This window comes from Streptomyces sp. NPDC030799 (genome assembly GCF_055572255.1).
The window spans coordinates 1-11,125 of the sequence record NZ_JBVIDS010000011.1 but is presented as its reverse complement, the minus strand read 5'-3'; the positions used below and the strand labels follow the sequence as shown (position 1 = coordinate 11,125).

At 70.7% G+C, this 11,125-nt stretch carries 12 protein-coding genes; 6 read left to right on the top strand and 6 right to left on the bottom strand.

The window, feature by feature from the left end:
• Window positions 1-104: 104 nt before the first annotated feature.
• Window positions 105-1,886, top strand: a complete 1,782-nt coding sequence (locus ACZ41I_RS26070; RefSeq protein ID WP_468515342.1) for a cellulase family glycosylhydrolase — start codon at window positions 105-107, stop codon at window positions 1,884-1,886.
• A 72-nt stretch (window positions 1,887-1,958) separates the two neighbouring features.
• Here ACZ41I_RS26070 and ACZ41I_RS26065 read toward each other — a convergent pair whose 3' ends face one another.
• The gene (locus ACZ41I_RS26065; RefSeq protein WP_468515162.1) at window positions 1,959-3,212 is read right to left on the bottom strand and encodes a YncE family protein; all 1,254 of its coding nucleotides are present in this window, start codon (window positions 3,210-3,212) and stop codon (window positions 1,959-1,961) included.
• A 151-nt stretch (window positions 3,213-3,363) separates the two neighbouring features.
• Between ACZ41I_RS26065 and ACZ41I_RS26060 the strand changes: the two genes are divergently transcribed.
• A complete protein-coding gene (locus ACZ41I_RS26060) occupies window positions 3,364-4,026 on the top strand; it encodes a TetR/AcrR family transcriptional regulator (protein ID WP_468515161.1) in 663 nt (220 codons plus the stop codon).
• Between the two features lie 155 nt (window positions 4,027-4,181).
• A complete protein-coding gene (locus ACZ41I_RS26055; RefSeq protein WP_468515160.1) occupies window positions 4,182-5,207 on the top strand; it encodes an alcohol dehydrogenase in 1,026 nt (341 codons plus the stop codon).
• A gap of 93 nt (window positions 5,208-5,300) precedes the next feature.
• On the opposite strand, the gene ACZ41I_RS26050 is transcribed toward ACZ41I_RS26055, so the two are convergent.
• Both ACZ41I_RS26050 and ACZ41I_RS26045 read right to left on the bottom strand, forming a co-directional pair.
• On the bottom strand, window positions 5,301-6,551 hold the full coding sequence (locus ACZ41I_RS26050) for a glycosyltransferase (protein WP_468515159.1): 1,251 nt from the start codon (window positions 6,549-6,551) through the stop codon (window positions 5,301-5,303).
• A gap of 105 nt (window positions 6,552-6,656) precedes the next feature.
• Window positions 6,657-7,520, bottom strand: coding sequence for a DUF429 domain-containing protein (locus ACZ41I_RS26045; protein ID WP_468515158.1), 864 nt, complete (start codon window positions 7,518-7,520; stop codon window positions 6,657-6,659).
• A gap of 58 nt (window positions 7,521-7,578) precedes the next feature.
• Between ACZ41I_RS26045 and ACZ41I_RS26040 the strand changes: the two genes are divergently transcribed.
• Complete coding sequence (locus tag ACZ41I_RS26040) at window positions 7,579-8,007, top strand: hypothetical protein (protein ID WP_468515157.1); 429 nt, start codon at window positions 7,579-7,581, stop codon at window positions 8,005-8,007.
• A 245-nt stretch (window positions 8,008-8,252) separates the two neighbouring features.
• The gene (locus ACZ41I_RS26035; protein WP_363220022.1) at window positions 8,253-8,618 is read left to right on the top strand and encodes a hypothetical protein; all 366 of its coding nucleotides are present in this window, start codon (window positions 8,253-8,255) and stop codon (window positions 8,616-8,618) included.
• Between the two features lie 286 nt (window positions 8,619-8,904).
• On the opposite strand, the gene ACZ41I_RS26030 is transcribed toward ACZ41I_RS26035, so the two are convergent.
• The gene (locus tag ACZ41I_RS26030; protein ID WP_468515341.1) at window positions 8,905-9,507 is read right to left on the bottom strand and encodes a TetR/AcrR family transcriptional regulator; all 603 of its coding nucleotides are present in this window, start codon (window positions 9,505-9,507) and stop codon (window positions 8,905-8,907) included.
• A gap of 133 nt (window positions 9,508-9,640) precedes the next feature.
• Between ACZ41I_RS26030 and ACZ41I_RS26025 the strand changes: the two genes are divergently transcribed.
• Window positions 9,641-10,084, top strand: a complete 444-nt coding sequence (locus ACZ41I_RS26025) for a nuclear transport factor 2 family protein (protein WP_468515156.1) — start codon at window positions 9,641-9,643, stop codon at window positions 10,082-10,084.
• Window positions 10,085-10,355: 271 nt separating this feature from the next.
• On the opposite strand, the gene ACZ41I_RS26020 is transcribed toward ACZ41I_RS26025, so the two are convergent.
• Both ACZ41I_RS26020 and ACZ41I_RS26015 read right to left on the bottom strand, forming a co-directional pair.
• Window positions 10,356-10,712, bottom strand: a complete 357-nt coding sequence (locus tag ACZ41I_RS26020) for a hypothetical protein (protein ID WP_468515155.1) — start codon at window positions 10,710-10,712, stop codon at window positions 10,356-10,358.
• Window positions 10,709-11,125 (bottom strand): cbb3-type cytochrome c oxidase subunit I (locus tag ACZ41I_RS26015; protein WP_468515154.1); only part of this gene is annotated, 417 nt, incomplete at its 5' end. The genes ACZ41I_RS26020 and ACZ41I_RS26015, both read right to left, overlap by 4 nt.

Here is an 11,125-nt window from a genome sequence, read left to right as displayed (position 1 = left end):
CGCGACTCTGTTGGGTTTTTTTTTTTTTTTTTTTTTTTTTCTTTTGTGTTTTTTGGTTTTTCCCCCCCCCCCCCCCCCCCCCCCCCACCCCGGCCCTCCCCGCCATCACCCCCGGCCTCCCCTCCGGCTCCCTCTGGTTCGACGGCGCCCCGCTCACCGTGCAGGGCGGTCGTTTCACCGACGGCCAGGGGCGTGAGATCGTCCTGCGCGGCTACAACGTCTCCGGCGAGACCAAGCTGGAGGAGAACGGCGGCCTGCCCTTCGCCTCGGTCGCCGACGCCCGGAAGTCCGCCACCGCGCTGCGTGCCCTCGGCGGCGCCAACACGGTCCGCTTCCTGCTCTCCTGGGCGCACGCCGAACCCGTACGCGGCCAGGTGGACACCGGGTATCTCAACGCCGTCACCGAGCAGATGCGCGCCTTCCTGGACGCGGGCATCCGCGTCTTCCCGGACTTCCATCAGGACCTCTACTCCCGCCATCTCTTCACCGGCGGCAGCTGGTACACGGGCGACGGCGCCCCCACGTGGGCGGTTCAAGAGGGGAGTTACCCGGCCGAGTCCTGCGGCATCTGTCTCTTCTGGGGTCAGAACATCACCCAGAACGCCGCCGTGCAGCAGGCACAGCACGACTTCTGGCACGACACCCACGGCCTCCAGGACGCCTTTCTCACCACCGCCCGGACGACCATGACCTACCTTCAACAGCACCTGAGCAGCGCGGAGTTCGCCGACATCGCCGGCTTCGATCCGTACAACGAGCCCTACGCGGGCTCCTACGACTCCGGGCAGACCTCCCGCACCTGGGAGAAGGACCTGCTGTGGCCGTTCTACGCGAAGTTCCGCGCCGGTATGGACGCCGCGGGCTGGCAGGACAAGCCCGCCTTCGTGGAGCCCAACCTCTTCTGGAACGCCAACATCTCCACCCAGAAGCAGGAGGGCGGCCTGCTGGACGCGGGCACGCTCGGCCCGGGGTATGTCCTCAACACCCACTTCTACGACCAGAAGGCCATCTCCGGCATCCTGATGTGGGGCAAGGCCGCCGACGGCCAGTACGCCTCGGACTTCTCCGCAGTCCGCGACCGCGCCGCGGCCGCCGGCACCGCGGCCGTGGTCAGCGAGTTCGGCCACCCGCTGTCCGGCACGGTGTCCGACAAGGCGCCGACCGTCCTCAAGGCCATGTACCAGGCCCTCGACTCCCGCCTGCGGGGCGCGAGTTGGTGGACCGCCCCGGCAGCCTCCGGCCCGGTGCTCTCCGGCACCCAGTGGCAGTGGGACCTGTACAACGGCCGGCACCACGAACTGATGAACGGCAACCCCGACAAGGTGCGCACCTCCGGCGACGCCTGGAACGACGAGGACCTGTCCGCCGTACGCCTGGACGACTCGGGGAACGCCACCCTGCGCCAGGACGCCCGGCTGCTCGACCGCCTCTACCCGAGCGCCACGGCCGGTACGGCCCTCGCCTTCACCTACGAGGACCGCTCCCGCGACGGCTCGACGACCCTCACCTGGAACCCGGTGCCCAGCTCCCTGCCGAACGTGGCGAAGCTGGTGGGCTCCGGCCAGTACGGGCTGCTGGTCTGGCGCTCCGGCGACGGCACCGCGCCCACCGAACTGCATCTGCCGGCGTCCTTCCCCACGGCGTCGACCACCGTCGTCTCGGACCTGGGCGCGGCTTGCGCCCCGCCCGCCTACAGCGGCTCCGCCACCCCGGTCGCCGTCGCCCCCGAGCCGGGCGGCACCGGCAGCCGCCGTCTGCTGCTCACCGGACACGACTCCGGAGTCCGGCACTTCGCGCTGGTGACCAACGGGGCCACGGCACCCTCGGTGGACCTGCTGGCCGCGGCCCGGTCGGAGCTGGCCGGGTGGACGGCGGCGCACTTCTGAGCGGGACGCATGTGCTGAGTAAGCCGTACGGCCCCCGGGAGGAGTGGGGTCGCCCCGGAGGCCGTACGGCGCTCAACTCCCGGCCGGGCCGGTCCAGTCGGCCTGGACGTGCCCCAGCCGGACGCGCTGCGGATGGTCGCCGACCGGCACGGACAGCACCTTCTGTCCGGTGGCGAAGTCGATGGCCGTGATCCGGTCGGCGCCGGCCTCCGAGATCACGCAGTCCTTGCCGTCGCCGCTCACGGTCGCCCAGTACGGCGTCGAGGCGGTGACGAGCGGGCCGATGTCGAAGGACGCCCGGTCGACCACGGTCGCGTAGTCGTCCATCGTCCCGGCGACACACAGCTTGGTGCCCTCGGGGTTCATCGAGATGCCGTGGTGGCGCGAGTCCAGCAGCCAGGTGGTGCGGTCCGGGTTCGTTGCCGGGTTCTCCGGCAGCGTCTTGACCCGGGTGATCCTGTCCGCGGCGACGTCGTACTCCAGGAAGCCGTTGAAGAACGACACCTGGAAGTACAGCTTGGACCAGTCCGGCGTGAAGGCGGCGGGCCGGACTGCGTCGGAGAAGTCCTTCAGCCCGACCGCGTCCAGCCGCTGCCGCATGTCGATGGTCCTGACCTGCTTGAACGTGGTCGCGTCGACGACGGTGAGATGACGGTCGCCCTTCGTCCAGTCCCAGCCCGGGGCGTCGAGGGAGGTGGTCACCTCACCGATGGACATGTTCCAGAGGTACTTCCCGCCGTTCGTGAAGAAGTTCTCGTGCGGCTTGTCCCCGGTGCCGAACCCACCCAGTTCCTTGCCCGTGCCGATGTCCAGCACCTGCACCTTGTTCGCGGTCGACGCCGAGACCGCGACCCGGGTGCCGTCGGGCGAGAGGGCCATGTGGTCGGCGCGGTGACCTGCCACCGGGAAGCGCCAGTTGACCTTGCCGGTGGCCAGGTCGATGGAGACGACGTCGGCGAAACTGGGCCGGGAGACGACCACGGACTTTCCGTCCGGGGTGGAGTACATGTCGTCCACGTACTGGTCGTGTCCCTCGCCGACCTCGTTGCGGACGGCCGTGTAGTAGATCCACTTGATCGGGTCGGCGTTGATCTCCGCCAGCCGCTCGGCCTTGTCCGGGATGACGTTGATCCGGCCGATCCTCGCGAAATCACCGACGGAGCGGATGACGTCGGCGGTGCCGTCCCAGTTGTCGCCGACGAACAGCACCTCGCGCAGGCCACCGGCGCTGCCGCCGGCGGCGGAGGCGGCGGTCGCGGGGGCGGCGACGGTCAGGGCGAGGGCGGCGGCCACGGAGCACAGGTGCCTGGTTCTGAAGGCAGGCATGACTGCTCTCTTTCCTCGGGGGAGTGTCGGGGGAATCTGAACACGGGCGCATTCACAGTGAACTTACTGAAAAGTAAGGAAGGGGCGGCCTACTCGACAAGATGTGTGCACGACAAGATTGGCTCACCGGCGGGGTGACGAAGGGGGAAGCATGACGGGCAGGCTCAGGGCGCCGACGCGCCGCTACGGCGGCAGGTCCGCGGAGGAACGGCAGGCCGAGCGGCACCGGCGCTTCCTGGACGCGGCCCTGGAACTGTTCGGGGACACCCCGGGCTACCGGGGCACGACGATCACCGCGCTGAGCCAGGCCGCCGGCCTGTCCACCCGCCAGTTCTACGAGGAGTTCCGCACCCTGGAGGACGTCCTCGCCGCGCTGCACCTGGAGGTCAACGGCTGGGCGGAACAGGCGGTGCTGGACGCACTCGCCACGGCGGACGGGCTGCCGCTGGCCGAGCGGGCCGCCGTGCTCTTCCGTGCCTACGCCCGCGACGTCACCTCCGACCCGCGCCGCGTCCGCATCGCCTTCATGGAGATCGTCGGTGTCAGCCCGCGTCTGGAGGAGCAGCGCCTGGCCCGCCGGGCCCGCTGGATCGACCTGATCCGCGCCGAGGCGGACGCGGCCGTGGTGCGCGGGGAGGCGGCGCCCCGTGACTACCGCCTCGCGGCGGCGGCGTTCATCGGCAGTGTCAACGGTCTGCTGCACGACTGGAGCGCCGGCTGGGTGGACGCCACGCTGGACGAGGTGGTGGACGAACTGGTGCGGCTGCTGCTCGGCATGCTCCGGCCGGAGGGCTGGCGTCCCGCGGCCGGTTGACAGCGCCTCTTGCCGAGCGCGCCGATGCAGGTCAGGGGGGCTCCGGGCGGCTCGGCGCGCGTGCCGGGCCGGGAGCTGGTCTGCTGGTGCGGGGGGCGTCGTACCCGTGTTCCGGACATCCGGCCGACACACGCCGACACCGACGGGAGAACCAGATGAGTACCTATCGAGTCGCACAGGTCACCGCCGCGGGCGGGCCGTTCGAGCTGGTCGAGCGGGAGGTGCCGGAGCCCGGTCCCGGTCAGGTGCGGATCGCCGTGGAGGCCTGCGGCATCTGCCACAGCGACGCGCTGTTCGTGAACGGCGGTCTGCCGGGCGTGACCTTCCCGGAGGTCCCCGGACACGAGATCGCCGGGCGCGTGGAGGTGCTCGGCGAGGGCACGCAGGAAAAGGGCTGGCAGGTCGGCGACCGGGTGGCGGTCGGCTGGTTCGGCGGCAGCTGCGGCCACTGCACGCCGTGCCGCCGGGGCGACTTCATCGTGTGCCCGGAGCTGAAGGTCCCCGGCTGGGCCTACGACGGCGGCTTCGGCGAGAAGGTGCTCGCGCCGGCCGACGCCCTGGCCAGGATCCCCGAAGCGCTGGCGGCAACCGACGCCGGACCCATGGCCTGCGCGGGCGTGACCGTCTTCAACGGGCTGCGGCGCAGCTCCGCCCGGTCCGGCGACCGGGTCGCGGTGCTCGGCCTCGGCGGCCTGGGACACCTCGGGGTGCAGTACGCGGTGGCGCTCGGCTTCGAGACCGTGGGGATCGCCCGGGGCGCGGAGAAGGCCGACTTCGCCAAACGGCTGGGCGCCCACCACTACGTCGACAGCACCTCCGGCACCCCGGTCGCCGAGGCCCTGCAGTCCCTCGGCGGTGCGAACGTCGTGCTGGCCACCGCCGGGAACTCCGAGGCCATCACGGCCACCGTGGACGGCCTGGCGCCGCGCGGCGAGCTGGTGGTCATCGGGGCGGACACCGAGCCGATGGGCATCAACCCGGCCCAGCTGCTCATGGCCGGCCGGGTCGTGCGCGGGCACCCGTCGGGCACCTCCCAGGACGTCGAGGACACCATGGCCTTCAGCGCCCTGCACGGAATCCGCCCGATGACCGAGACGGTCCCGCTGGACGACGCGAACGAGGCCTACCAGAAGATGCTCGCCGGCAAGGCCCGCTTCCGGATGGTGCTCACCAACGGCTGACGTGGCGGGGCCGGCTTGGCGGATGCCGCCGACGGCCGATCGTGCGGGCTGACCCTGCGGACCGGCTCGGAGGGGCAGGCCGAGGGCTGATCGTCAGTCGCCGAGCCGGTCCAGTGCCGCCAGGACCGGGGCGGCGCCGTCCTCCTCGCGGATGCGGGCGCCCAGCGAGCGCGCCCGCTCCCGGTACCCCGGGTCACGGGTGGCGCGTACCAGGGCGGAGGCCAGGGCGTCCACGGTCACCCGGCGCAGCGGTACGACGTCCGGGGCGACCCCCAGGGCGACCAGCCGGGCGGACCAGAACCCGGCGTCGAACTGCACCGGCACCGGCACCGGCACGGCCGGCACCCCGGCGCGCAGCCCCGCCGCCGTCGTTCCCGCACCCGCGTGATGGACCACGGCGGCCATCCGCGGGAAGAGCAGCGCATGGGGCACGTCGCCGATCGTCAGCATGTCGTCGCCGTCCGCCACGAGCCCGCCCCAGCCGCGCTGGATCACTCCGCGCAGCCCGGCCCGCCGCAGCGCCCCGACCACCTGGGCACTGAACCGGCCGGCGTCCGGTACGGTGGCGCTGCCCAGGCCGACGAAGACCGGAGCCGGGCCGGCGTCGATGAACTCCCTGATCCGGTCCGGGAGTTGCGCCTGCGTGTCGTACGGCCACCAGTAGCCGCTCACCGTGAGGCCCGGCCGCCAGTCCCGGGGCCGGGGCACCACCTGGGGGCTGAAGCCGTGGTGCACCGGCCAGTACCGCCGCTCCCGGGCCCGGCGCGCCGCACCGGCCCGCAGCGGGGGCAGCCCGAGCCGGTCGCGCACCGCGGGTACGGCGGCCGCGAAGACATGCTCCACGGCGAGGCTCACCCCGTGTCCGGCGAGCCGGTTGGCCGCCCTTCCCCACAAGCCGCCGCCGAGCACGGCGGGCGCGAACTCCCGCGTGGGCGCGAGGGGTTGGAGATAGACGCCCATGCTCGGCACCCGCAGCCCCTCGGCGATGGCGTGCCCGAGCGGGGCCAGCGAGGCGGACAGCAACAGCACCTCGGCCTCCCGGGTCGCCGAGAGCAGGTCCTCGGTCATCCGCCCCACCAGCCGCCGCGCCAGATCCACCACCCGCACCAGTTTCCCGGCGCCGCTGGCGCTGCGGTGCAGACCCCGGCCGCGCGGAGACTCCAGCTCCGCCCGCGGATCGACCGGCAGCGGATGGAACCGTATGCCGGAGCCCGCCGCCAGCGGCTCGAAGCGGGCGTGGGTGACCAGGGTGACCTCGTGTCCGGCCTGGACCAGCCGATGGCCCAGCCCGGTGTAGGGGGCCACATCGCCCCGGGATCCCGCCGTCGTGATCGCAACGCGCACGACGGTCAGTATGGCCGCATTCCGCCCCGCGCGGGCCCGTCTTCCAGGTCAACGGCCGGACCCCGACCATGGCTTCCTTCACCGGCTCCGCTTCGCAGTCGGCTCTCACGGATGCGGTCGGCGGCGCAGGAGGGCGAGATCCGTGCCGGGCAGGTGGATCCAGCCCTCCTGCCGGGCTGCCGCGTGTTCGTCCGCGGAGCGTGGTCGCAGCGTGTCCCCGACCAGGACGGCGCGGGCGACCAGTGCGCAGACCAAGGCGTCGAGATGGTCGTGGCTGTCGACGCACGTCGTACGCGCCGTCTTGGGCAGAGCCCAGCCCAGACCCGCCTCCAGGGAGCGGACGATGTGCTCCCGGACGGCACGCGCTTCGGGCCCTGGAGTCTTGTAACTGCGGCCGAGGCGAATCCCCCAGCGTCGCAACGCGGCGGCGGGGTACACCTCGGCGACCGGCCCGGACCCGTCCCTGGGCACGGGGACGCCCGACGCCGCGAGCGCATCCAGAAGATATGCCGCTCGCAGCGCCACGACACCCAGCAGGTCGGTGGACACCGACAGCGGCGGCCGCATCGAGGTCGCCTTCCAGGTGAGGTCGTCGGTCAGCCGGAACCGCAAGGCGTCCAGACCGGGCTTCCCGTCGGCACGGTCCTCGAACCGGACGGGAGCCGGCAGCCGACCACCCTGGTGGTGGGCCAGAACCGTGGCCACGAAGCTCGACGGCCAGCCGAGGGGGCAGTCGAGCCCGGTCTTGTCGGCCGCCCGGACCACGGCGAGCAGCTGCTCGTCCTGCTCCGGGACGACGAACTCCACCGCCAAGCCGCCCTCGGGCCCCCAGACCATCCGGCACACGGCCGTCCGCCGCGCACGGGCGGCCAGATCGACGCCGACCGTCACCGTCTGTCGTCCCGCCATACCTGGATCTTCCCGCAGCAACCCGGGCAGGCGCTGCTCCTCCTGTGAGGGACGTGCCATGCGCGCGAGGATGGAAACAGGCAATCCCATACCGACTCAGAGGAGAGGAGGAGACGGGATGGCTACGGCAGCTCAGACCGTGCTCGAACCTAGCGAGCGGGTACGGGCCCAGAAGAAGCAGTCCGAAGCCGCTCTGACCACGATGGAGCCCGCTGCGCGGGTGCGGGCGCAAAGGGGCCTGCACAACACCCCGACCAGGCGAGTGTCCACGGTGCCTGCGCGGGCTCAGCAGAAGGCGTCCGAAAAGGCGCATCCTGACGGCGCGGGGATCCACCTGCACACGCGCACGTTCCACCCTCCGATCACGATCCCGTACCCGAGCGTCGAGAAACTGCCCGCCGGCCTGGAGAACCTGCCCGCACGCGACCTGGTCTTCTACGGGGGCCTGGGAGCGCTTGCGGTGGCGGGCGCTCTTGAGTGGCCGGTCGCGCTGGCCATCGGCGGAGCCACCTGGCTGGTGCGCGGCAGGCGAAAGGAAGGACGCTGAGGCGGAGTCGACGCAGATCACCTGGTGCTCGGAGCCCGTCCGGCCTCGGCCGGCCGGGCTCCGGCCGGTTTCTGGTGGCCCCGCCCGGGTGTGCCGGCGGCCTGCTGCATTGGCATCACCGATGTCACCGGGTCGGGGGACTGCGCCGCCGACTGCCAGGCCGGACATGCCGGTAAGTGTGACTATCACCTCAAGGTGACAAGGCGACTCCCGACCGTCACCACAGCTGGCAGGAGGACCAATCGATGAACGTTGCCCTGAAGCGTCTGCTCGGCGTCACCGCAGCGGTGGCCACGGGCGCCACGGCCCTGCTCGGCACGGGCGTCGGCGCGGCCGGCGCCGCCGACAGAGTGCACTGCGCCCGCGCCGAACGGCCCATATGGATCGACGACCCCAGCCGCAACATGACCGGCCACGGTTGCAGCTTGCCGGAGGACAAGCGCCGCTGGTACACCGTCGAGATCGACACCCTCGTACAGCCGCACCACAGGACGGAGTATCTGAACGACAGGCCGGATCGGACCGAGACCCTGCATGACAGAACCATCAGATGCCTGGGTTACACCACCAGCAACGGCACGGTGAACTGGTTCGGCTGCGTACCCGACTGACACACGTCCGTGCTGCCTGCGGATCTGGTGACCCACGCCGGGCGCGGACCTGCTCAGTGCGATGGCCACTGCTCCGGTCCCGCCGGGCGAGGAGCCCCCGAGCGACGACGAGTTGGCGGTTCTCGCCTCCTGTCTGTCACCTGGTGAATCCCCGACGGGCCGGTCGACAGGCAGACCGGCCGTCTCAGCCAGGCCAGCGTCCAAGGGCAACTGCCCAATACTCCAGCGGTAGATCGTGATCCTGACAGTTTCAGACCGCCCGGAACGTAGGCTGCCCGTTCCTCCTTCAGGAGTGGGCACGTCCTTGAGGCAAAGGCCCTTCCGGGCTCCCGGCGCACGCCTTCAGCCCGTCGCGGACGACCGCTCGGGCCCGCTTCGCGGACTCCGGGTGGCCGTCCAGGTGCTCCAGCATGCGGCAGGTGCCCACCAGGATCGCCGTCAACTCCGGTACCTCCAGGTCCCGTCGCACCACACCAGCCTGCTGGGCGCCGTCGAGGAGCGCGGTGAGCACCTCGCGCAGGGCTCGCCCGGCCTCAGAGGTAGCGGCCCGCACATCGACTCCCGCGTCCGCGAGCGCCGCAGCGAAGGCATTCTTGACCGGGGACTGATCCAGTACCAGGTCGAAGAAAGCGAAGAGAGCGTGCGTCGGCCCGGTCTCGACCATCAGGCGGCGCCCCTCCTCGGCCAGCCGTTCCAATCGCCGGACGAGCACCGCTTCGAGCAGGGCTTCCTTGGTGGGGAAATGTCGGAACACGGTGGCAATGCCGACCTTCGCCTCCCGGGCGATCTCCTCCGTCGAGGCGCCCGTACCCCGCTCAGTGAAGACCGCCTCGGCGACCTCCAGCAGCCGCGCGCGGTTTCGCCGTGCGTCGGCGCGCAAGGGCTTCACGCCTGTGGCGGGGGGAGTCTGATCTGTCGTCAAGTGGTCCTCACCATGCCTGGACAAACGGAGTCGCGTATCCGTATCGTCGGAACCGGAGTCGCCTATCCGATTATAGGCGGCGGGATCACGGAGGTCAGCCATGTCTGCACCAGCTACGCCCCGCGACATCTTCGGGCAATTGACGGGTCTCATCTCGGCGGGCAAGTGGAGCGAACTCCCCGAGCTCTACGCGGAGGACGCCGAGGTGGAGATCGTCTTCTCGCCAGTTCCTCCACGCCGCATCCACGGCCGGGCGGAGCTCCGTAAGCGCTTCGACGCCCTGGAGGCCTCTGACGCGGTTCGCCTACGTACCGAGAACATCCGCATCCACGAGACCGACGACCCCGAAGTGGTGATCGCCGAGTTCGACTACGAGGGCCTGTACCCCGCCACTGGCCGCACCTTCCGCACCGCCAACATCCAGGTCCTCCGCGTGAGGGACGGCCTGATCATCGAGACCCGCGACTACCACGACCACCTCGCCTTCGCCGCGGCGGACGGACGCGCGAGCCAGTTGCTCGCCGCGCTGGACCAGCAAGAGTGACCGGTACATGACGGCACGTCAGGCTGCACTGAACATAGCGCATGCAGTCCGCTGATCACGTCAGTTGCAGCTGAGCGGGATCAGGTTGTCCGGCACGGGATGGCAGGCTCCTTGATGTGTGGCGGCGGAGCTGGTGCTCATCCAGTCCGGCCAGTCCCTTTCCGGACTGGAACGTCTCCTCGACTCGCCACCTTGATCCAGCGACCTTCACCAAGGTGGTGAGCGGTACGGGTATGGTCCGGCAGTTCTTCCTCAGCCCCCACCAGCGAGATCACGATCTACCGCTGGAGTACTGAGCGGCGGCGAGCACCAGCAGGACCGTCGCCGCCGGCAGCGCACAGCTCAGCACGCACCAGGCCACCAGCCGTCGGCGCAGTGCCCGGTATCTCTCCTCGTACGTCCGCTGCAGCTCCGCGGCGCGGTCGGCGGTGCGACGCCATGACGTACGGGCCAGCGACAGGTACTCGATCTCCAACTGCCGCGCCAGGCATTCGTATTGGTCGTCCGTGAGCCAGCCCAGCCGGGAGGCGACCCGGACCGCCGCCGTACGGCCCTCCTCCCGGGCGGCGGCCAGCAGCAGATGACCCTCGATCTCCCGGACGAGGGCCGACTCCTCCTCGGCGGTCATCGCACACTCAACTCCTTGTTGCGGAGAGCTGTTTCGGGGTGGTGCAGGTCGAACGCCGGGGATTCGCTGCGGATCCGCGGCAGGGTGACGAAGTTGTGCCGCGGCGGCGGGCAGGACGTCGCCCACTCCAGCGAACGGCCGTAGCCCCAAGGGTCGTCCACGCCGATCGGCTTGCCGTACTTGGCCGTCTTCCAGACGTTGTAGAAGAACGGGAGCATGGACGAGCCGAGCAGGAACGAGAAGACCGTCGAGACCGTGTTGAGCGTGGTGAGCCCTTCGGCCGCGAGATAGTCGGGAATCCGGCGCTGCATCCCGTTCGCGCCCAGCCAGTGCTGGACCAGGAAGGTGCCGTGGAAGCCGACGAACAGCGTCCAGAAGGTGATCTTGCCGAGCCGCTCGTCCAGCATCTTGCC